Here is a 21,593-nt window from a genome sequence, read left to right as displayed (position 1 = left end):
CCCGGCCACCCGCGCCCGCGCCCGTGCCCGCGCGCTCACGAAGCCGGCGGCGTCAGGAACGTCCCGCAGAGCAGGTTCCAGCGGCCTGAGCGCCCGGACAGCTCGGTGGCCGTCAGCGGGCGGACGTCGAGGCGCCAGAAGGCCTTCGGCGGCAGGTCGAGGGCGTGCACCACGGCCGCCCGGACGACGGCGGGCTCGGCCACGGCCAGGACGCGGCCGGCGTCGTCGGCCAGGGTGTCCAGCCAGCCGCCCACCCGTGCGCACAGCGCCGCGACCGACTCCCCACCGTGCGGGGCCGCCTCCGGGTCGGTCAGCCAGCGCGACACCGCCTGCGGGTCGCGGGCCGCGACCTCGTCCAGCCGGTGCCCGCGCCAGTCGGCCACGTCCAGGTCCGCCAGCGCGGCGGCCGGTTCGGCGGCGAGGCCGAGCGCCTCGGCGGTGAGCCGGCAGCGTGCCGAGGGCGAGGCGAAGGAGCGGGCCGCCGGGGGCAGTGCGGCGGCCACCGCGCGGGCGGCGGCCAGGCCGGCCGCCTCCGGAGGGGCGTCGTCGCCGAATCTCGCCTCCCGCAGTTCGGCCCCGACCGACGGTGCGATGAAGATCACGCGTAGGGCCATCCGTCCTCCTCCCCGCCCCGAACTGGGCCTTCGCGCGTATGCGTACCGGTGCTCGTGGAGTTCGACGCGCCGCCCGCGCGCCTGTGAGCCCCCTGTCAAGCCCCTTGGCCGGACGTTCAGAGCACGGTACCGTCCCTGCGACAACTGAAGACGACGGTGCGTGGAAGACCGGTGAGAAGCCGGCACGGTCGCGCCACTGTGAATCCGGATCCTGGTACCCGCCCAGCGCCGGTGAGTCAGACCCGCCTCCGTCGTCCGTGCTCCACCGAACGGGACGCGTGTTCCCAGAAGGAGGTCGGCCATGGCTCACCCCATCGCCCCCGCCGCCACCACCGCACCGGCGATCACTCCCATCTCCGTCAAGGCGATCCTGCCCTGGGCGGTCTTCTTCGGCATCCTGCTGATGGCCCTCATCTACTTCGTCGGCGCCGAGCAGGGCGCCACCTCCCTCATCTCCGGCGAGGACGTCCACGAGTGGGTGCACGACGGCCGCCACCTGCTCGGCTTCCCCTGCCACTGACCGGGGGAACCGACTCGTGAACTCCGCAAACGTCAGAGCCCTGCTCGTCCGCGGTATGCTGGCCGGCCTCGCCTCCGGCCTGCTCGCCCTGCTCGTCGCCTACCTGCTCGGCGAGCCCCAGGTCGACTCCGCCATCGCCTACGAGGACGCCCACGCCGACCACGCCGCCGACCACGGCATGGAGGTTGAGATCGTCAGCCGGGCCCTGCAGTCCACCGCAGGACTGGCCACCGGCGTCCTCGTCTACGGCGTCTCGCTCGGCGGCATCGCCGCCCTCGCCTACTGCTTCGCCCTCGGCCGCATCGGCCGCTTCTCGCCGCGGGCGACGGCGGCCCTGCTGTCCGGCGTCGCGCTGCTCGCGGTGTACGTGGTGCCGTTCCTCAAGTACCCGGCCAACCCGCCGTCCGTGGGCGACCCGGAGACCATCGGGGAGCGCACCACGCTGTACTTCCTGATGATGGTGCTCAGCGTGCTGCTGGCGGTCGCCGCCGTGATCGCCGGCAAGCGCCTCGCCCCGCGTCTGGGCAACTGGTACGCCACCGTCGTCGCCGTCCTCGGCTTCGCCGTCGCCGTCGGCCTCGCCTACGCCTTCCTGCCCGCCGTCAACGAGGTGCCCGAGGACTTCTCGGCCACGCTGCTCTGGCAGTTCCGCCTCGCCGCCCTCGCCATCCAACTCACCCTCTGGACCTCCTTCGGGCTGTTCTTCGGCCACCTCGCCGAACGCCTGCTCAACCCGAAGCCCGCCACCGCGGCCGCTGTCTCCCGGGAGAGCGCCCCGGACACGGCCGCCTCCGCTCACTGAGGCAGGCTGTCCCACCCGTCACAGCGCCGAAGGCCGGTCAGGCGACACCACGTCGCCCGGCCGGCCTTCGGCGCTCCCGGGATCCGGCCCGTCCCGTCCTCAGCCCCGGGGGTCGGGCAGCCCCGTGTAGGGGATGAAGGTGCTGGTGCGCTCGTCGACCGCCAGTGGGCGGCCGATGGCCGGGGCGGAACGCTGGGGGCACGTGGGGCGTTCGCAGACCTTGCAGCCCAGGCCGATCGGGGTGGCGGCGGCTTCGTCACCGAGGTCCAGGCCGGCGGAGTACACCAGGCGGTGGGCGTGGCGGATCTCGCAGCCGAGACCGATCGCGAAGGTCTTGCCGGGCCGGCCCCAGCCGCCGGGAGAGCGGGTGACGGCGCGGGCCGTCCACAGGTAGCGGCGGCCGTCGGGCATGGCGGCGACCTGGACGTGGACCCGGCCGGGCGAGGCGAAGGCGTCGTAGACGTTCCACAGGGGGCAGGTGCCGCCGGTGCGGGAGAAGTGGAAGGCCGTGGCGGACTGCCGCTTGGAGACGTTGCCGGCGCGGTCGACCCGCACGAAGGAGAACGGCACCCCGCGCAACCGCGGCCGCTGGAGGGTGCTGAGGCGGTGGCAGACGGTCTCGTAGCCGACGCCGAAGTGGTCGGCGAGGTGCTCGATGTCGTAGCGGGCGGCCTCCGCCTGCATGTGGAAGGCGGCGTAGGGCAGCACGAGGGCGGCGGCGAAGTAGTTCGCCAGGCCGATCCGGGTGAGCGAGAACGGGGCGGAGCCGGCCGGGCTGTCCTGCGCGGCGAGTTCGGACAGCAGCGCGTCGTGTTCCAGATAGGCCAGTTGGGTGGCCATCCGGAAGGCCTGCTGGCCGGGGCGCAGCCGGTCCGACAGGTGGAGGGTCCGGGTCTGCTCGTCGTACCGGTGCAGCTGTCCGCCTCCGGTGGCGATCCGGACCTGGTGCCCGGTGGCGAGCCGTTCGGCCAGTGCCTCCCTGGCCCCGCCGCGCCTCAGCTTGATGGTGTCCGCCAACTCCTCGGCCGAAGTGTCGAGTTCGTCCACGTAGTTCTGGCGGGCGTAGAAGAACTCGCGGACCTGCTCGTGCGGGGTGCGGGTGTCGGCTCCGGCGCCGCGGTCCCCGGCGAGCACGGCGAGCTGCTCGGCCGCGTCGCGGCGGTCGCGGGCCAGCTCCGTCAGCAGCCGCGCCGCGGCGGGCAGGCGCGCGGCCAGTTCGGCGAGGTCCCCGGTGGTGACCCGGCCGGCCGTGATCTCCTCGCCGAGCGCGTCGCGCAGTTCGGCGGTGAGCCGGGCGCTGTCCGGCGGGGCGAAGTAGCCGGCCTCGACCCCGAAGGCCTCGGTGAGGCGCAGCAGGACGGGCACGGTGAGCGGGCGGGCGTCGTGCTCCAGCTGGTTGAGGTAGCTGGGCGACAGGTCGATCAGCCGGGCGAGGGCGGCCTGGCTGAGGCCGCGTTCCTCGCGCAGGCGGCGCAGGCGGGCGCCGGCGAAGGCCTTCCCCATGTCGTTCTCCCCACTACGTGCCTCGGCTCACCCGGCTGACCCGGCTCAACCGGCTCGGGAAGCCTAGCCGCAGACCGACGGGCACGGCCTTCGCAGACTTCGCAGATTCACCGGTGATCGTTCGCAGAAGTTGGCACAGGTCCACCGGTGACGGCGGCTTCGCGGGCTGCCAGAGTCGGTGGTGCGGCCGGGAGGTGCGCAGGACAGCGGTGAAACACCAGGTCGGTCGCGGCCGGGGAGGCTGTCCGGGCATCCACGTCCCGCGGTGTTCCACCGCAGCCCGGCATCGCCCGGCCGCCCACTCGCCCTCGCGGTGAAGTGCGTCACACCCTTCGCAACGAGCACACCCTGGGGAGCAGACCCATGACTCAGTCGGTTCGGCAGCAGCAGGAGAAGCAGGCGGCGGAGCTCGCCGCCCGGTGGGCCTCCGACCCCCGGTGGGCGGGAATCGAGCGCACGTACACGGCCGCCGACGTGGTGCGCCTGTCGGGCACGGTGCGCGAGGAGCACACCCTGGCCCGGCGCGGCGCCGAGCGGCTGTGGCGGCAGCTGCACGACCAGGACTACATCCACGCCCTCGGCGCCCTCACCGGCGGCCAGGCCGTCCAGATGGTGAAGGCCGGGCTGCAGGCGATCTACCTGTCGGGCTGGCAGGTCGCCGCCGACGCCAACCAGGCCGGCCAGACCTACCCCGACCAGAGCCTGTACCCCGCCAACTCCGTTCCCCAGGTGGTGCGCAGGATCAACAACGCGCTGCTGCGGGCCGACGAGATCGACGCCGCCGAGGGCAACGACGGCCCGGACTGGCTGGTGCCGATCGTCGCCGACGCCGAGGCCGGCTTCGGCGGCCCGCTGAACGCCTTCGAGCTCACCAAGGGCATGATCGCGGCCGGCGCCGCGGGCATCCACTACGAGGACCAGCTCGCCTCCGAGAAGAAGTGCGGCCACCTGGGCGGCAAGGTCCTCGTGCCCACCGCGCAGCACATCCGCACCCTCAACTCCGCCCGTCTGGCGGCCGACATCGCCGACGTGCCGACCGTGATCGTGGCCCGCACGGACGCGCTCGCCGCCAACCTGCTGACCACCGACGTCGACGAGCGCGACGCCCGCTTCTGCACCGGCGAGCGCACCGCCGAGGGCTTTTACCGGGTCGAGCCCGGCATGGCGCCGGTGATCTCCCGGGGGCTGGCCTTCGCCCCGTACGCGGACCTGATCTGGGTGGAGACCGGCACCCCGGACCTCGCGCAGGCCCGCGAGTTCGCCGAGGCGATCAAGGCCGAGCACCCGGACAAGATGCTCGCCTACAACTGCTCGCCGTCCTTCAACTGGAAGGCCGCGCTGGACGACGACCAGATCGCCAAGTTCCAGCGGGAGCTGGGCGCGATGGGCTACCGCTTCCAGTTCATCACGCTGGCCGGCTTCCACGCGCTCAACCACTCGATGTTCCAGCTCGCGCGCGGCTACGCCGAGCACGGCATGACCGCCTATGTCGACCTCCAGGAGGCCGAGTTCGCCGCCGTGCCGGACGGCTACACCGCCGTGAAGCACCAGCGCGAGGTCGGCACCGGCTACTTCGACCTGGTCTCCACCGCCGTCAACCCGAACGCCGAGACCCTCGCCCTGACCGGCTCTACCGAGGCCGAGCAGTTCCACTGAGCCACCCCGGCGGTCTCGTTGGGGACGAGCCGCCTTTCACCCCGCAGCCCGGGGCCTCGTTGAGGGACGAGGCCCCGGGCGCCTCCCACTCGCCTCCTTCGCCTCCTTCGCCTCCTGGAGCACCGGATGACCCAGCCCAGCCGCATCGAGATCCTCGGCGCACACGAGGACCGCTTCGACGAGATCCTCACCCCCGAGGCGCTCGCCTTCCTCGCCCGCCTGCACGACCGGTTCGCCGGCCGCCGGACCGAACTGCTCGCCGAACGCGACCGCCGCGCCGCAACGTTGGCCGACGGCGGAACCCTGGACTTCCTCCCGGAGACCCGCGCCGTCCGCGAGGACTCCTCCTGGCGAGTGGCCGGTGCCGGCCCCGGCCTGGTCGACCGCCGGGTCGAGATCACCGGCCCGCCCGAGCGCCGGATGACCGTCAACGCGCTCAACTCCGGTGCGAAGGTGTGGCTCGCGGACTTCGAGGACGCCACCTCGCCGACCTGGCACAACCTCGTCACCGGCCAGCTCAACCTGATCGACGCGGTCGAGCGGCAGATCGACGACACCACCCCGGAGGGCAAGCGGTACTACATCGGGAACGACCCCGCCACCATCGTGGTCCGCCCCCGTGGCTGGCACCTGGACGAGCAGCACCTCCTCGTCGACGGGCGCCCCGCCGTCGGCGCGCTGGTCGACTTCGGCCTGTACCTGTTCCACTGCGGCCGGCCGCAGATCGCGGCCGGCTCCGGCCCGTACTTCTACCTCCCCAAGCTGGAGAACCACCTCGAAGCGCGGCTGTGGAACGACGTGTTCACCTTCGCCCAGGAGGAGTTGGGCATCCCGCACGGCACGGTCCGGGCGACCGTGCTGATCGAGACGATCACCGCCGCCTTCGAGATGGACGAGATCCTCTACGAGCTGCGCGAGCACGCGGCCGGCCTCAACGCGGGCCGCTGGGACTACCTGTTCAGCCTGATCAAGAACTTCGCCCACCACGGGCCCCGGTTCGTCCTCCCCGACCGCGCCACCCTCACCATGACCCAGCCGTTCATGCGCGCCTACACCGACCTGCTGGTGCGCACCTGCCACCGGCGCGGCGCGCACGCCATCGGCGGCATGGCCGCCGCCATTCCGCAGCGCGACCCCGGGGCCAACGAGGCGGCCCTGACCAAGGTCCGCGTCGACAAGGAGCGCGAGGCCGGCGACGGCTTCGACGGCTCCTGGGTCGCCCACCCCGCCCTCGTCGCCACCTGCCGCACCGCCTTCGACGACATCCTCGGCGACCGCCCGAACCAGCTCGACCGCACCCGCGAGGACGTCGAGGTCACCGCCGCCGACCTGCTGGGCGTCCAACGGCTCTCGGCCGGCCTGCCCACCGAACAGGGCCTGCACGCCAACGTGGCCGTCGCCCTGCGCTACCTGGTCGCCTGGCTCGGCGGCACCGGCGCCGTCGCGGTCTTCGGCCTGATGGAGGACGTCGCCACCGCCGAGATCGCCCGCTGCCAGCTCTGGCAGTGGCAGCACCACTGCACCCGCCTCACCGGGGGCTCCCTCGCCACCCCCGACCTCGTGCGGCGGCTGATCGACCGCGAGCGCGCCACGCTGCTCACCGAGGGCACCGATCCGGCGCTGCTCGACGACGCGGTGCGCATCCTGGAGGACACCGCCCTCAGCACCGACCTGCCCGCCTTCCTCACCACCGAGGCCTACGCCCGCCACCTGGTGCGCACGGCCGCCCCGGCCGCCTGACCCCGCTCCTCAACCGCATCGACCCCCGAAGGGGCAAACGCATGAAGGACATCCGCCGTGTCGCCGTGGTCGGCGCCGGGCAGATGGGCTCCGGCATCGCCGAGGTCTTCGCCCGTGCCGGGCTCGACACCGTCGTCTGCGAGGTCGGGCGCGAGGGCCTGAGCGCCGCCCGCAGCCGGATCGACCGCTCCCTGCACCGCGCCGTCGACCGCGGCCGGATCAGCGAGCAGCAGCGCACCGACGCCTGGGCGCACCTGCTGTTCGCCGACGACCTGGAGGCGCTCGCCGACCGCCAGCTCGTCGTCGAGGCCGTCGTCGAGGACGAACGCATCAAGACCGACGTCCTCACCACCCTGGACAAGGTGCTCGTCGCCGAGGACGCCGTCCTGGCCACCAACACCTCGGCCATCCCGGTCACCCGGCTCGGCATCACCACCGGCCGCGCCTCGCACGTCCTGGGCCTGCACTTCTTCAACCCGGCCCCGGTGATGCCGCTGGTCGAACTCGTCACCTCGCTGCACACCGACCCCGCCGCGGTCGGCCGGGTGGAGGCCTTCGCCACGGACGTCCTCGGCAAGCGCGTCGTCCACTCCCGGGACCGGGCCGGCTTCGTCGTCAACGCCCTGCTGGTGCCGTACCTGCTGTCCGCGATCCGGATGGCCGAGGCCGGGCACGCCAGCCCCGAGGACATCGACGCCGGCATGGTCCACGGCTGCGCCCACCCGATGGGGCCGCTCCAGCTCGCCGACCTGATCGGCCTGGACACCGTCGAGGCGATCGCCCGGTCGATGTACGAGGAGTACAAGGAGCCGCTGTACGCGCCCCCGCCGCTGCTCGCCCGCATGGTCGAGGCCGGACTGCTCGGCCGCAAGACCGGCCAGGGGTTCCACGTCCACCGGGCCGCCTGACCGCGCACGCCCCGCCGGTACCCGGCCCCTGTCGCGTGGGCCCGGCACCGGCGGGGCGCTGTGGTTCCCGCATGCGCGAACCACCGGAACCCGGGTGCCGCCGGGCCGTCCACGAATCGAGCCGGGTGGATCGGACCCCGCCTCCCGAACCCGATCCGCAGGATCCGCAGATTCGCAGCCGGAGGGTGTCCGGATTCCGCACATTGGCCTGCTGGATCCCCGCCCGCCGGCGCGGCAGCCTGGAGCGCACAAGCCCGTCAGGGCAGTCCCGCCGCTCCCGAGGAGTCCAGTGATCGAGCACCACGTCCGCGTCCACCCCAGTACCGACCGGCTGCCGCGCGAGGAGCAGCTCGCCTGGAAACTCGCCCAGGTCGCCACCGGTACCGAGGAGCTGAATGCCGCCAGCGTGAGCATGGCCGTCAACCGGGTGATCGACAACGCGTCGGTGGCGATCGCCTCGCTGCTGCGCCGGCCGGTGGCGGTCGCCCGCGCGCAGGCGCTCACCCACCACGGCGCGCCCGGCGCCCGGGTGTTCGGCAGCCTGACCCGGGTCTCGCCCGAGTGGGCGGCCTGGGCCAACGGCACCGCGGTGCGGGAGCTGGACTTCCACGACACCTACCTCGCCGCCGACTACTCCCATCCCGGGGACAACATCCCACCGCTGCTGGCCGTCGCCCAGCACACCGGCCGCACCGGCGCCGACCTGCTGCGCGGCATCGTCGCCGCCTACGAGGTGCACGTCGCCCTGGTGCGCGGCATCTGCCTGCACGAGCACCGGATCGACCACGTCGCCCACCTGGGCGCGGCCACCGCCTGCGGCATCGGCGCCCTGCTCCGGCTGCCGACCGGGACGGTGTACCAGGCCGTCCAGCAGGCCGTCCACACCACGACCGCCACCCGGCAGTCCCGCAAAGGCGAGATCTCCAGCTGGAAGGCGTTCGCCCCCGCCTTCGCCGGCAAGGCCGCGATCGAGGCCGTCGACCGGGCCATGCGCGGCGAGACCTCACCCTCGCCCGTGTACGAGGGCGAGGACGGCTTCCTCGCCTGGATGCTCGACGGACCCGCCTCCGACTACACCGTGCTGCTGCCCGAGGCCGGCGAACCGCGCCGCGCGATCCTGGACACCTACACCAAGGAGCACTCCGCCGAGTACCAAGCTCAGGCGATCATCGACCTCGCCCGCCGCCTGCGCGAGAAGACCGGCCCGCTGGAGAACGTGCGTTCGGTCGTGCTGCACACCAGCCACCACACCCACCACGTCATCGGCTCCGGCGCGGGCGACCCGCAGAAGTACGACCCCACCGCCAGCCGCGAGACCCTCGACCACTCGATCCCGTACATCCTCGCCGTCGCCCTGGAGGACGGCGTCTGGCACCACGAGCGCTCCTACGCCCCCGAACGCGCCGGCCGCCCCGGCACCGTCGCGCTCTGGCGGAAGATCACCACGGTGGAGGACCCCGAGTGGACCCGCCGCTACCACGACCCCGACCCGCAGCGCCGTGCCTTCGGCGGCCGCGTGGTGATCACCCTGGACGACGGCTCGGTGATCGAGGACGAGCTCGGCGTGGCCGACGCCCACCCGGCCGGCGCCCGCCCCTTCGACCGGCCGGCCTACGAGGGCAAGTTCCGCAGCCTCACCGAAGGCATCGTCAGCGCCGGGGACCAGGGCCGCTTCCTGGCCGCCGCGGCGGCCCTGCCCGAGCTGCGCGCCACCGACCTCGACGAACTGTTCCCCGCCGTCGACACCGAGGCCGTCCGCGCGTACGACGAGACCCTCCCGGAGGGCCTGTTCTGATGCTGCACACCCGCACCACCCCCGCCCAGCGCCGCCGCGCCCTGCGCGAACGCCTCGCCTCCGGGCGGCTGTTGACCATGCCCGGCGCCCTCAACCCGCTCTCCGCCCGCCTCATCCAGGACCTCGGCTTCGAGGCCGCCTACCTCTCCGGCGCCGTCCTCGCCGCCGACCTCGGGCTGCCCGACATCGGCCTCACCACCGCCACCGAGGTCGCCGCCCGCGCCCAGCAGACCACCCGGGTCACCGACCTGCCCGTCCTGATCGACGCCGACACCGGCTTCGGCGAGCCGATGAACGCCGCCCGCACCGTCCAGCTCATGGAGGACGCGGGCCTCGCCGGGCTCCACCTGGAGGACCAGGTCAACCCCAAGCGCTGCGGCCACCTCGACGGCAAGACGGTGGTACCCCGCGAGGAGATGACGCGCCGGCTGCGGGCCGCCGTCGACGCCCGCCGCGACCCGGACTTCCTGCTGATGGCCCGCACCGACGCCCGCGCCGTCGAGGGGCTGCGCGCCGCCACCGAACGGGCCAAGGCCTACGTGGACGCCGGCGCCGACGCGGTCTTCCCCGAGGCCCTCGCCGGCGAAGCCGAGTTCGAGGCCTTCCGCAAGGCCGTCGACGTCCCGCTGCTCGCCAACATGACCGAGTTCGGCAAGGGCCCGCTGCTCGACGCCCGCACCCTCCAGGACCTCGGCTACGACATCGCGCTCTACCCCGTCACCCTGCTGCGCCTGGCCATGGGTGCGGTCGAGGACGGGCTGCGCACGCTCGCCGCCGAGGGCACCCAGGAGTCGCTGCTGCCGCGCATGCAGACCCGCTCCCGGCTCTACGGACTCCTCGGCTACCAGGAGTACACGGCCTTCGACTCGGCCGTCTTCGACTTCACCCTCCCGCCCGGAAACTGACGCACCGGAGGCATCAGCTTCATGACCGAGATCCACCGCGGCCTGGCCGGTGTCGTCGTCGACACCACCGAGATCTCCACCGTCATCCAGGAGACCAACGCCCTGACCTACCGCGGCTATCCCGTCCAGGACCTCGCCGCCCACCGCTGCTTCGAGGAGGTCGCGTACCTGCTGTGGCACGGCGAACTGCCCGACGCGGCACAGCTGGGCGAGTTCCGCGCCCGCGAACGCGCCCTGCGTCCGCTGGACCGCACCACCGCCGAGCTGCTCGCCAGGCTGCCCGAGACCTGCCACCCGATGGACGTGCTGCGCACCGCCGTCAGCTTCTTCGGCGCCGAGGACCCGACCGAGGACGACGGCCGGCCGGCCCGCAACCTCGCCAAGTCCCTGACCCTGCTGGCGAAGCTGCCCACCGTCGTCGCCGCCGACCAGCGCCGCCGACGCGGTCTGGCGCCCATCGCACCGGACCCGGGCCTCGGCTACGCGGAGAACTTCTTCCACATGTGCTTCGGCAGCGTCCCGGCCCCCGAGGTGGTCCGCTGCTTCGAGATCTCCCTCGTGCTGTACGCCGAGCACAGCTTCAACGCCTCCACCTTCACCGCCCGCGTCGTCACCTCCACCCTCTCCGACCTCTACAGCGCCGTCACGGCCGCGATCGGCGCGCTCAAGGGCCCGCTGCACGGCGGCGCCAACGAGGCCGTGATGCGCATGCTGGACGAGATCGGGGATCCGGCGCGCGCCGACGACTGGCTGGACGAGGCGCTCGCCGCCAAGCGCACGATCATGGGCTTCGGCCACCGCGTCTACAAGCACGGCGACTCCCGCGTCCCGGTCATGCAGGCCGCCCTCGACGCGCTGGTGGCCCGCGGCGCCGACCCGGCGGCCGCCCGCCTGGCCGCCCTGCACACCGCCCTGCGCGAGGCGATGGTGGCGCGCAAGGGCCTCCACCCCAACCTCGACTACCCGGCCGGTCTGGCCTACCACCTGATGGGCTTCGACACCCCCGTCTTCACCCCGCTCTTCGTGATGAGCCGCGTCACCGGCTGGACCGCCCACATCTCCGAGCAGCTCGCCCACAACGCGCTGATCCGCCCGCTCGCCTCCTACGACGGCCCGGGGCAGCGGGCGGTGCCGGCCACCGCGTAGCGGTACGGCTCGAACGGCCCGCCCGGCCGGGAGGGCGGCTCGCGCCGCTACCGGACGTCCCGGGCGCGCAGGGCTTCCGCCCCGCCCCGGCGGCCGTCGGCGACGACCGGGTAGGGCACCCTGGTACGCCGGTCCGGGTCGACGGCGAGCCGCCCGCCGGCCGGGGGCCGGGCGCGCTGGGCGCAGTCGGTGCGTTCACAGATCCGGCAGCCGACACCGATGGGTGTGGCGGCCTGCCGGTGGTCGAGGGCGATGCCCTCGGCGTACACCAGCCGGTGGGCGTGGCGCAGTTCGCAGCCGAGGGCGACGGCGAACTCGCTGCGCGGCGCACGGTGGCCGAAACCGCCGTGCGTCACCGTCCTGGCGATCCAGAAGTACCTCTTGCCGTCGGGCATTTCGGCGACCTGGGTGAGGATCCGGCCGGGTGCGGAGAAGGCCTCGTAGACCGTCCAGAGCGGGCAGGTGCCCCCGAGCCGGGAGAAGTGGAAGTCGGTCGCGGACTGGCGCTTGGAGATGTTGCCCGCGCGGTCCGCGCGCAGGAAGGAGAACGGGACGCCGCGTAGGCCGGTGCGCTGCAGGGTGCTCAGCCGATGGCAGACGGTCTCGAACCCGACGCCGAAGCGGGCGCCCAGCAGATCGACGTCGTAGCGCAGTTCCTCGGCGGCGGAGTGGAAGGCGGAGTAGGGCATCAGCAGGGCGCCGGCGAAGTAGTTGGCCAGACCGATCCGGGCCAGGTCGGCGGCCTGGCGGGAGGTGAGGTCCGGCTCCGCCGCCGCCACGAGCGTGTCCAGCAGCGGGCGGTGCTCCAGCAGCGCGAGCTGGGTGGCGAGTTGGAAGGCCCGCCGGCCGTCGGTCAGCCAAGGCGAGAGGCGCAGGGTGCCGCTCGTGGCGTCGAACCGGCGCATCTCGGCCGTCTCCCGGGGGCCGGTGTCGACGACACGGACCCCGTGCCGCGACGCGAGGCGGTCCACCAGGGCGGCGGCGGTGCGGCCGGCGGTGGTGGCCCCCAGACCAGTCGCGGTGCGTTCGGCCTCGTCGTCCAGGGCGGCGATGTGGTTGTGGTGTGCGTAGAAGAAGTCCCGGACCTCGTCGTGGGGTTCGGCCGGCACCAGGGCCGCGTCCTCGGCAGGGTGCCCGAGTTCGGCGACCCTGGTGGCCGCCTCCCGGTACCGGCGGTGCAGCGCGACCAGCGCCCGCGCGACGTCCGGGTGGTCCCGGCTCACCTCCAGGACGTCCTCCGCCGCGACCGCGGCACCGCACGCCTCGTCGGCGAGCGCGGCGCGCAGGTCGGTGGCCAGGCGTTCCTCCCCGGCCTCGGAGAAGAACTCCGGGTCCACCCCGAACACCTCCGAGATCCGCAGCAGTACGGCCGCGGTGAGCGGGCGCTGACTGTGCTCGATCTGGTTGAGGTAGCTGGTCGAGATGCCGAGCTCACGAGCCAGTTCGACCTGGTTCATGCGGTGCTCGCGACGGAGGCGGCGCAGCTTGGCATGGGCGAAGATCTTGTGCCCGGCGGGACGTGCCATGGTGCGTCGCACCCTTCTCTCCGGCGGTCGACAGGAATGCGCGGCTCTTGAAGGCCCGGCCGCCGGGGCGGGCACGGACGTTCCGCCGTGCCCGCCCCTCGGTGGCCCACCCCGTCCGGTCAGCCGGCGAGTTCGTCCCGCAGGCGGCGGGCGGCGGCGACCAGGCTGTCCAGCGAGGCGCGGGTCTCCGGCCAGCCGCGGGTCTTCAGGCCGCAGTCCGGGTTGACCCACAGGCGTTCGGCCGGAATGGCCGCGAGACCGGCGCGCAGCAGGTCCACGGCCTCCTGGGTGCTCGGGACGCGCGGGGAGTGGATGTCCCAGACGCCGGGCCCGACCTCGCGGGGGTAGCCGGCCTCGGCGAGCTCGCCGGCGACCTCCATGTGGGAGCGGGTGGCCTCCAGGGAGATGACGTCCGCGTCGAGGTCGTCGATCGCGGTCATGATGGCGCCGAACTCGGCGTAGCACATGTGGGTGTGGATCTGGGTGTCGGCGCGGACGCCGGAGGTGGCGAGGCGGAACGCCCCGGTGGCCCACGCCAGGTAGGCCGGCCGGCCGGCGGCTCGCAGCGGGAGGGTCTCGCGCAGGGCCGGTTCGTCGACCTGGACGACGGCGGCGCCGGCGGCCTCCAGGTCGGTCACCTCGTCGCGCAGGGCGAGGGCGACCTGGCGGGCGGTGTCGGCGAGCGGCTGGTCGTCGCGGACGAAGGACCAGGCGAGCATGGTGACCGGGCCGGTGAGCATGCCCTTGACCGGGCGGTCGGTGAGGTCCTGGGCGTAGCGGAACCAGTCGACGGTCATCGGGTGCGGGCGGGAGATGTCGCCGGCGAGGACCGGCGGGCGCACGTACCGGGTGCCGTAGGACTGCACCCAGCCGTGCCGGGTGGCGAGGTAGCCGGTGAGCTGCTCGGCGAAGTACTGGACCATGTCGTTGCGTTCGGGCTCGCCGTGCACCAGGACGTCCAGGCCGGCCTTCTCCTGGTAGGCGATGACGTCGCGGACCTCGGCCTCCATCCGTTCCCGGTAGGCGGCGGCGTCGATCCGGCCGGCGGTCAGGTCGGCGCGGGCGACGCGCAGTTCGGTGGTCTGCGGGAAGGAGCCGATGGTGGTGGTCGGCAGCAACGGCAGTCCGAGCCGGGCGTGTTGGGCCTCCGCGCGCTCCGGGTGGGCCTGGGCGCGGCGGGCGTCGTCCGCGGTGACGGCGCCGGTGCGGGCCCGGACGGCCGGGTCACGGGTGATGGGTGAGGTGGCCCGGGAGGCGAGGTCGGCCCGGTTGGCGGCGAGTTCGGCGGTGATGGCGCCGGTGCCCTCGCGCAGGCCGCGGGCGAGCAGGGCGGCCTCGGCGGCCTTCTGCTTGGCGAAGGCCAGCCAGCGGGCGATCTGCGGGTCGACGTCCCGCTCGGCGGTGGCGTCGATCGGCACGTGCAGGAGGGAGCAGGACGGCGCCACGTCGACGCGGTCGGCGAGGCCGAGCAGGGTCGCCAGCGTGGCGAGCGACTTCCCCAGGTCGTTGATCCAGATGTTGCGCCCGTCGACCACACCGGCGACCAGGCGCTTGCCGGGCAGCCCGCCGACGGCGGCCAGGTCGTCGAGGTTGGCGGCGGCGGGCCCGGTGAAGTCCAGCGCCAGGCCCTCGACCGGGGCGTCGGCGAGCACGGGCAGCGCCTCGCCGAGGCGGTCGAAGTAGCTCGCGACCAGGAGCGCGGGCCGGTCGGCGAGGCCGCCCAGCTCGCGGTAGGCGCGGGCGGCGGCGTTCAGCTCGGCGGGGGTGCGGTCCTGCACCAGGGCGGGCTCGTCCAGCTGCACCCAGGTGGCGCCGGCGGCCTTCAGCTCGGCGAGCAGCCGCGCGTAGACGGGCAGCAGCCGGTCCAGGAGGGTGATCGGCCGGAAGTCGGCGGCGACGCCGGGGGCGGGCTTGGCGAGCAGCAGGTAGGTGACCGGGCCGACCAGTACCGGCCGGGCCTCGTGGCCGAGCGCCAGGGCCTCGGCCAGCTCGCCGACCGCCTTGTCCGGGTTCGCGGCGAAGACCGTGTCCGGCCCCAACTCGGGCACCAGGTAGTGGTAGTTGGTGTCGAACCACTTGGTCATCTCCAGCGGCGCGACGTCCTGGGTGCCGCGTGCCATGGCGAAGTAGCCGGCCAGCGGGTCGGCCTCGACCGCGTCCCGGTGGCGGGCCGGGATCGCACCGACGGCGACGGTGGTGTCCAGCACGTGGTCGTAGAGCGAGAAGTCCCCGGTGGGGACCTCCTCGATGCCGGAGTCGGCGAGCTGCTGCCAGTTCCCGCGGCGCAGGTCGGCGGCCGTGGCCAGCAGCGCCCCGGCGGTGACCGTGCCCTTCCAGTACCCCTCGATCGCCTTCTTCAGTTCCCTGCCCCGGCCCTGGCGGGGGTAGCCGTACACGGTGGCCACGGTCGCCGCGGCTGCGGACTTCGCTGTCAAGGGACTCTCCTTCGCGAGCCTGGATCCTCTGGTCCCCGGGGACGGGACGAAGGCGCGAAGGGGTGACGAACCGGACGGACGCCCGCACACGGGGACGGCTCCGCCTGGTATGGTCGCCGACCCGCCCTCGAGGTCACCGGATGGCCGCGCGCGTTCGGTCGCGCACGGGCAGTGGCAGGTCTTCGGACTCGCGGGCACGCCCGCCCTGGATTCCAGGGCGGTCACCTACTGGCCGTCGCTTCCCAGACCCGGCCCGGGCCCAGTGCGTATGACGGCGGTCGTTCCCACTCACCGCTGCGGGGCAGTCCCGGATTCCCACCGGGTTCCCTCTTGCGACGCGCCTGCCTGGCGGGCAGGGCGAACCAGCTGCCAGGCCAGCCTAGAGGAACAATCCCGGCTTCGGGCCGGAGAACCGCTCGAACGTCCGGATGCTGAGACATCGTCGAGGCCGCCGAGCTCCGGGACGAGGCCCGCCGGCGATCGCGTCGGGCGGTGGGCACGCCCTGCCGCCCCGGCGACGGCCGCGCCGGCCCGCAGCGCAGCCGTCAGGGCCGCTTCCCGGACTCCGGGGTCCGCGGCAGCGTTGCACGGATGTCCGCGAGCAGATCGGCGATCCCGCGCCCCGCGGCCAGTCGGGCGCCCGCCGACTCCGCCTGGTCGGCGGGCAGGTGCGCCAGCACCCGCGCGGCCTCACCCAGCAGTTCCTGGCTGCGTCGCAGGTCGAGCCGCATTCGCGCGACCTGGGCCTGTGCCCCGCCCAGCTGACGGCGGGCCGACTCCAGTCCTGCGTGCTGGCCGGGAGTGAGGACGACGACGGCGACGCCGTTCACCGTGGTCGTCCGGGGCTTCTCGCGTTTGGGCACGTGACGGCCTTTCGGTTCAGGTGGACACCGCTTCGGCGGGCCGTACGCCGGTTCCCGGGTCCGCCGGTGCCCCGGGCGCGTCCGGGGTCTCGAACCGCACGGTCGGTTCGAAGTTGGCGCGGCGGGCCGCACGGCGGAAGACGGTGAGCACGGCCGGCCCGACGACGAGGACGGCGGTGAAGGTGGTGACGGCACGGCCGGTGTCCCAGCCGAGCGAGGTGGCCAGGTCGAACAGCAGATAGCGGTGCCACTGCTCGGTGAAGGGCAGGCCCGGCAGGTACGCGATCGAGCTGTTCGGGTCGGTGGAGAACGGCCAGAAGGAGAGGTTGAGCAGGAAGCCGAACAGGTAGCCGGAGAACGCCCCGTAGACGGCCAGCATCGGCACCTCCCAGCGGCGCCGGGCCCGCGGCAGCAGGCCGGCGAGCAGGCCGACGAAGGCGCAGCCGAACATCTGGTACGGCATCCAGGGGCCGACCCCGCCGGTGAGCAGGGCGGAGGCGAAGAGTGAGGTGCAGCCGAGGGTGAAGCCGAAGCCCGGGCCGAAGACCCGGCCGGCCAGGACGAGGACGAAGAACACCGTCTCCACCCCGGCCGTCCCGGCGCCGAGCGGTCGCAGTCCGGCGTTGACGGCGGACAGGACGCCGAGCATGGCGAGCGCCTTGGCGTCGATGCCGCCGGCCGAGATCTCCGCGATGACGACGGCGAGCACCAGGACCAGCAGGGCGCCGAAGATCAGCGGCGGGGCGTAGTTGGAGCCGAACTTTCCGGGGGCGACGACGAACGGCCAGGTGAAGGCGACGAGGCCGATGAAGGCGGCCAGGGCGACGACGACGCGGGCCCGGCCGGGGATCCGGACGGCGGTCATCGGGCGGCCTCCGCGGGTACGAGGGCCTCGGCGACCTGCCGGGTGGTCAGGTAGGGCAGGGGTGCCAGGATCTTGGCGGTCTGCGGGGCGAAGGTGGGCGAGGCGACGATCACCTCGGCGGTGGGACCGTCGGCGACGACCTCGCCCTCGGCCATCACCACGACCCGGTCGGCGGCGGAGGCGACGAACTCGACGTCGTGGGTGGAGACCACGACGGTGCGGCCTTCGGCGGCGAGGGCGTCCACGATGCCCGTGAGCGCCTCCTTGGCCTGGTAGTCGAGCCCGCGGGTCGGTTCGTCCAGCAGCACCACCCGTGGTGCGGCGGCCAGTTGGATCGCCAGGACGAGGGCCAGCTTCTGCCCCTCCGAGAGGTCCCGGGGGTGGCTGCCGTCCGGGATCCCGGGGGCGAGGCGGTCGAGGATCTGCCGCGCGGTCGGCCCGGAGGCCCGATCGGCCTCCAGGTCGCTCTGGGCGAGCTCCTGGGCGACCGTCTCCAGGTAGAGCAGGTCGGTGGGGGTCTGCGGGACGAGACCGACCAGCTGCCGGGCCCGGGCGGCCGGGAGGCGCTTGGGGTCCTCGGCCTTCCCTCCCCCGGCGCCGGTGACCTTCACGCTGCCGCCCTGCCGGGGGCCGGAGCCCTGGAGGGCCCACAGGAGCGAGGACTTGCCCGAGCCGTTGCGGCCCATCAGCGCGGTGACCTCGCCGGCGCGCAGCGACAGGTCGACGTCGCGGACGGCGGCCACCGGCCCGTACCGGACGACCACCCCCCGGGCCTCCAGCACCCGTTCCCCCGCCACCGCTGCCCGGCGCGGCGGAGGAACGGGTACGTCGGTGAGCCGCTCGCGCAGCGGTGCGGCGGCGCGGCGGGCGTCCCGGACGGACAGCGGCAGCGGCCGCCAGTCCGCCAGCCGCCCGAGGCCGACGACGGGCGGCGCGATCGCGGTGTCCCGGAAGACCTCCGCCGGGGGCCCGTGCACGACCGTCCCGTCGCCGGGCAGGTACGCGACGCGGTCGGCGTACTGGACGACGCGTTCCAGGCGGTGCTCGGCGAGCAGGACGGTGACGCCGAGGTCGTGGACGAGCCGGGTGATCGCGGCCAGCACCTCCTCGGCGGCGGTCGGGTCGAGCGCGGAGGTCGGCTCGTCCAGGACCAGGACGCGGGGGTGGGCGGTGAGGACGGATCCGATGGCGACGCGCTGCTGCTGGCCGCCGGAGAGCTCGTACAGGGCGCGGTGGCGCAGGTCGGCCAGGCCCAGCAGGTCCAGGGTCTCCTCGACCCGCTTGCGCATCACCTCCGGAGGGATCGCCAACTGCTCCATGACGTAGGCCAGTTCCTCCTCCACCGTGTCGGTGGTGAAGCCGGCCAGCGGGTCCTGGCCCACCACGCCGACCACGTCGGCGAGTTCGCGCGGCGGGTGGTGCGCGGTGTCCCGGCCGTCCACGGTGACGCGGCCGCGCAGGGTGCCGCCGGTGAAGTGCGGCACGAGGCCGTTGACGGCGCCCAGCAGGGTGGACTTGCCGGCGCCGGTGCGGCCGACCACCAGGCAGAGTTCGCCCTCCGGGATGTGCAGGTCGACGTCGCGCAGGACGGGCGTGGTCTCGCCGTCGTACACCACGCTCACCCGGTCGAATCGGATCACGTGCTCACCTCGGAGGTCGTGCGGTCGGAGCGGGTGCCGGTGCCGGCCGCGCCGCCGGGGCGCGTCGCCGGGCGCGGCTCCGGGACGGCGGCGGACCCGGGCGTCCGGCCGGGCGGCGGCGAGACGATCCCGGCCGTGCCCGCCAGCAGCAGGGCCAGCACCGGGACGAGCGGCAGCGCCGGCCAGGTCAGCGGGTACAGGGAGGGGTTGAGGTCGGTGGCGTCGTAGCCGACCGTGGCGAATAGCAGGACGGCGGCGACCACGCCGCAGCCGGCCACGCCCCACTCGGCCGCCCGCCAGCGGTCCGGCCGGTAGGTGGTGCGCCGCACCCGGCGCCCGCCGAGGAGGAGGCCCGCCACGCTGAGCACCGCACCCGCGAGGAAGGCCGGCAGTCCGAGCGCGGCGGGGGCCGTTCCGTCCAGCAGCCCGTACACGCCGGCGCACAGGCCGCACATGCCGAGCAGCATCAGCGCGCCGGTCAGCCGGCGGGAGCGGCGGGACGCGGTGCCGGAGCGCCCGTACCCGCGCGAGTCCATCGCGGCGGCCAGGTGCAGCGACCGCTCCAGCGCGTCCTCCAGGACGGGCACCACGATGCTGCGCAGGGCGCGTACGCCCTTGCGCTGTCCGGCGCGCAACCGCCGCGCGCGGGCGACGCGTTGGACGCTCTGCACCAGCTGCGGCGCGACGCTGAGCGACACCGTGACGGCGACGCCCAGCTCGTACAGCGCGCCGGGCAGCACCCGCAGGGCCCGCTTGGGGTTGGCGAGGGTGTTGGCGGCGCCGATGCAGCAGATCAGGCAGGCCAGCCGCAGCCCGTCGAAGGCCGCGGAGAGCGTGGCCTCCAGCGAGACCGGGCCGCCGATCTGGATCCCCGCGTACCAGGCGGGGGTGGGGATGTGCGGCAGGGAGAAGAGCAGGTGGTCGTGCGGGGTGATGCCGGTGGCGAAGACGCAGCGGAAGACCACCCGGATCGCCACCACGGTCAGCGCCACCCACAGGTAGTAGGTGAACCCGCGTGCCCACGGGGCCTCGGTCCGGCGGGCGGTCACCACGTAGCCGAGCACCGCGAGGACCAGGAGGAGCAGCAGCGGGTTGGTGGTGCGGCTGGCCGCCGTCGCCAGGGCGAGCGCCCAGGTCCACCAGGCGAGCGGGTGCAGGTTCCGCGGGGCGCGCCGGCCCCCCGCGCCGCGCCCGGGGGCGGCGGACGGGGATCCGGCGGTGTGCTTGTCGGGCATGGTCACCGGATCACTCGGCCCGGCGCCGGCGGCGTGCGGTGATCACGGTCGCCACGCCCAGGGCCACCACGAGGACGGACCCGATCACGGCGGGGACCATCGACCCGGCGTCGTGCGCCGCGTCGGCCATCGGCGGGGCGTTCACCACCCCGCCGGGGACGGCGGGGGTGGCGGTCGGTGCGGCGAGGGCCTCGGTGGCCAGGGGCGGCTGCTCGCTGGGGATGTCCGTCGGCGGCGCGGTGGGCGTCTCGACCGGCACCGGCGTGGCGGGCACCGGCGTCGGCTCGGGCGCGCCCGGCGGGGTGACGCCGTCCTCGGGGGTGCCGGCCGTACCGGCCCCGGCGGGCGGGGTGGGCGCGGGCGGCCGGGCTCCGCCCGCCGGGGGTTTGGCGGGGGCCGGGGCCCGGCCGGTGCCGGAGCCGCCGGTGGTGCCGTTGCTGCCGGAGCCGCCGGCCGTGCCGGAGCTGCCGGATCCTCCGCTGGTGCCGGTGGTGCCGCCCGAGCCGGAGCCGGAGCCGCTGCCGCCGGTCGTACCGGTGGCGCCCGTGGAGCCGCCGGATCCTCCGGCGCCACCTCCGGAACCGCCCCCCGCGCCGCCGGAACCGCCCGTGGTGCCCTGGCCGGGGTCGGCCGGCTGGCCGCCCGGGCCGGGGTTGTGGGCCCGGACGCTGTCCGGTGAGAAGGCCGGACGTCCCTCGGTGCCCTCGATGTTCGTACCGCCGAAGATCCACAGGTCGACGCTGCCGGGCTTCGGCTGGTAGCTCATCGCGCCGAGCTGGCTGTACGACCACTCGTTCTGGCCCGGATCGGCGTGCCAGTACGACCAGTAGGCGGTGGCCGGGGGCGTCAGGACGCACTTCTCCTGATCGGCGGCCGGGAACTGCTTGCCGCCCTGGAAGCCGCTGTAGCCGATCCGGCAGATGAACGCCGGACCGTCGTGGCCGGTGCCGGTGGTCTTCCAGCCGCCCTGGTTGAGCAGGGCGTACCCGGTGGTCGGGGTGCTCCCGCAGGAACGCAGCAGCGGGCCACCCCACTTGCCGAAGTCCACCGCGAGCACCACGCCGGAGGTGGTGGTGCACTGGTCCATCGGCAGCGGCGACGCGGACGCCGGGGCGGTGCCGACGGCGACGCCGCCGGAGGCCAGCACGAAGGTCAGCGCAGCCGCCCCGGCCAGCCGGCCGGGGCGCGTGCCGGGTCGCCGGGTCACCGGTGCCGCCCCGGGGCTGCGGTGCGGCGGCGACGGGCGACGAGGACGGCCGCGGCGCCGAGTGTGGTCAGCGCACCGGCACCCGCCGTCAGCGTCAGCGCCTCGGTGCCGGTGCCTGCCAGGCTGCCGAAACCGGTCTGCACCGGCACGCCGCCGGCCGGCGTTCCTGCAGGACCGCCAGGTCCTGGAGGGGGTCGCCGACTACGCGACCGCCCGGATCGCCCTGCCGCAGG

Annotated in this window: 17 protein-coding genes, 1 pseudogene and 1 riboswitch; of the genes and pseudogenes, 8 read left to right on the top strand and 10 right to left on the bottom strand. The window is 74.2% G+C overall.

Annotated elements, in window-relative coordinates; all coding sequences use genetic code 11:
- Positions 1-35: 35 nt before the first annotated feature.
- A complete protein-coding gene (locus tag ABZ885_RS13005) occupies positions 36-614 on the bottom strand; it encodes a histidine phosphatase family protein (RefSeq protein ID WP_360187084.1) in 579 nt (192 codons plus the stop codon).
- 301 nt (positions 615-915) lie between these two features.
- Here ABZ885_RS13005 and ABZ885_RS13000 point away from each other — a divergent pair, with 301 nt between their 5' ends.
- Complete coding sequence (locus tag ABZ885_RS13000; protein ID WP_360187083.1) at positions 916-1,134, top strand: CbtB-domain containing protein; 219 nt, start codon at positions 916-918, stop codon at positions 1,132-1,134.
- A 16-nt stretch (positions 1,135-1,150) separates the two neighbouring features.
- The gene (locus tag ABZ885_RS12995; protein WP_360187081.1) at positions 1,151-1,936 is read left to right on the top strand and encodes a CbtA family protein; all 786 of its coding nucleotides are present in this window, start codon (positions 1,151-1,153) and stop codon (positions 1,934-1,936) included.
- Positions 1,937-2,035: 99 nt separating this feature from the next.
- Here the strand turns inward: ABZ885_RS12995 and ABZ885_RS12990 are convergent, their stop codons facing one another.
- Positions 2,036-3,439, bottom strand: coding sequence for a short-chain fatty acyl-CoA regulator family protein (locus tag ABZ885_RS12990; RefSeq protein WP_360187079.1), 1,404 nt, complete (start codon positions 3,437-3,439; stop codon positions 2,036-2,038).
- 363 nt (positions 3,440-3,802) lie between these two features.
- Here ABZ885_RS12990 and aceA point away from each other — a divergent pair, with 363 nt between their 5' ends.
- The 6 genes from aceA (at position 3,803) to ABZ885_RS12960 (ending at position 11,589) form a co-directional block, all read left to right on the top strand.
- Complete coding sequence (gene aceA / locus ABZ885_RS12985; RefSeq protein ID WP_360187077.1) at positions 3,803-5,095, top strand: isocitrate lyase; 1,293 nt, start codon at positions 3,803-3,805, stop codon at positions 5,093-5,095.
- A 126-nt stretch (positions 5,096-5,221) separates the two neighbouring features.
- A complete protein-coding gene (gene aceB / locus ABZ885_RS12980; RefSeq protein ID WP_360187075.1) occupies positions 5,222-6,835 on the top strand; it encodes a malate synthase A in 1,614 nt (537 codons plus the stop codon).
- A gap of 41 nt (positions 6,836-6,876) precedes the next feature.
- Positions 6,877-7,743, top strand: a complete 867-nt coding sequence (locus ABZ885_RS12975; protein WP_360187074.1) for a 3-hydroxybutyryl-CoA dehydrogenase — start codon at positions 6,877-6,879, stop codon at positions 7,741-7,743.
- A gap of 289 nt (positions 7,744-8,032) precedes the next feature.
- Positions 8,033-9,538 (top strand): MmgE/PrpD family protein, encoded by a 1,506-nt coding sequence (locus ABZ885_RS12970; RefSeq protein ID WP_360187072.1) that lies wholly within the window; start codon positions 8,033-8,035, stop codon positions 9,536-9,538.
- Entirely contained in the window at positions 9,538-10,443 is a 906-nt protein-coding gene (gene prpB / locus ABZ885_RS12965; RefSeq protein ID WP_360187071.1) for a methylisocitrate lyase, read from the top strand. Before ABZ885_RS12970 ends, prpB begins: the two co-directional genes overlap by 1 nt.
- Positions 10,444-10,464: 21 nt before the next feature.
- Positions 10,465-11,589, top strand: a complete 1,125-nt coding sequence (locus ABZ885_RS12960; protein ID WP_360187069.1) for a bifunctional 2-methylcitrate synthase/citrate synthase — start codon at positions 10,465-10,467, stop codon at positions 11,587-11,589.
- A 47-nt stretch (positions 11,590-11,636) separates the two neighbouring features.
- Here the strand turns inward: ABZ885_RS12960 and ABZ885_RS12955 are convergent, their stop codons facing one another.
- The 8 genes and pseudogenes from ABZ885_RS12955 to ABZ885_RS12920 form a co-directional block, all read right to left on the bottom strand.
- Positions 11,637-13,115 carry a short-chain fatty acyl-CoA regulator family protein gene (locus ABZ885_RS12955; protein WP_360187068.1) on the bottom strand — a complete coding sequence of 493 codons (1,479 nt, stop codon included), beginning with the start codon at positions 13,113-13,115 and terminating at the stop codon, positions 11,637-11,639.
- Between the two features lie 119 nt (positions 13,116-13,234).
- Positions 13,235-15,550: a 5-methyltetrahydropteroyltriglutamate--homocysteine S-methyltransferase gene (metE, locus tag ABZ885_RS12950; protein ID WP_360187067.1), complete on the bottom strand. Its 2,316-nt coding sequence runs from the start codon at positions 15,548-15,550 to the stop codon at positions 13,235-13,237.
- Positions 15,551-15,726: 176 nt separating this feature from the next.
- A riboswitch (cobalamin riboswitch) is annotated at positions 15,727-15,882 on the bottom strand.
- Positions 15,883-16,095: 213 nt separating this feature from the next.
- A complete protein-coding gene (locus ABZ885_RS12945; protein WP_360187065.1) occupies positions 16,096-16,413 on the bottom strand; it encodes a hypothetical protein in 318 nt (105 codons plus the stop codon).
- A 16-nt stretch (positions 16,414-16,429) separates the two neighbouring features.
- A complete protein-coding gene (locus tag ABZ885_RS12940) occupies positions 16,430-17,278 on the bottom strand; it encodes an ECF transporter S component (RefSeq protein WP_360187063.1) in 849 nt (282 codons plus the stop codon).
- Positions 17,275-18,918, bottom strand: a complete 1,644-nt coding sequence (locus ABZ885_RS12935; RefSeq protein WP_360187061.1) for an ATP-binding cassette domain-containing protein — start codon at positions 18,916-18,918, stop codon at positions 17,275-17,277. Before ABZ885_RS12935 ends, ABZ885_RS12940 begins: the two co-directional genes overlap by 4 nt.
- A complete protein-coding gene (locus tag ABZ885_RS12930; RefSeq protein ID WP_360187059.1) occupies positions 18,915-20,153 on the bottom strand; it encodes a CbiQ family ECF transporter T component in 1,239 nt (412 codons plus the stop codon). The genes ABZ885_RS12935 and ABZ885_RS12930 overlap by 4 nt, the downstream gene beginning before the upstream one ends.
- A gap of 652 nt (positions 20,154-20,805) precedes the next feature.
- A pseudogene (locus ABZ885_RS12925) lies at positions 20,806-21,240 on the bottom strand (hypothetical protein); the annotation flags it as partial.
- A gap of 116 nt (positions 21,241-21,356) precedes the next feature.
- Positions 21,357-21,509, bottom strand: a complete 153-nt coding sequence (locus tag ABZ885_RS12920; RefSeq protein WP_360187058.1) for a hypothetical protein — start codon at positions 21,507-21,509, stop codon at positions 21,357-21,359.
- Between the last annotated feature and the right edge of the window lie 84 nt (positions 21,510-21,593).

This window comes from Kitasatospora sp. NPDC047058 (genome assembly GCF_040643935.1).
Classification (GTDB): domain Bacteria; phylum Actinomycetota; class Actinomycetes; order Streptomycetales; family Streptomycetaceae; genus Kitasatospora.
This window is presented reverse-complemented; position numbering and strand designations above follow the sequence as displayed.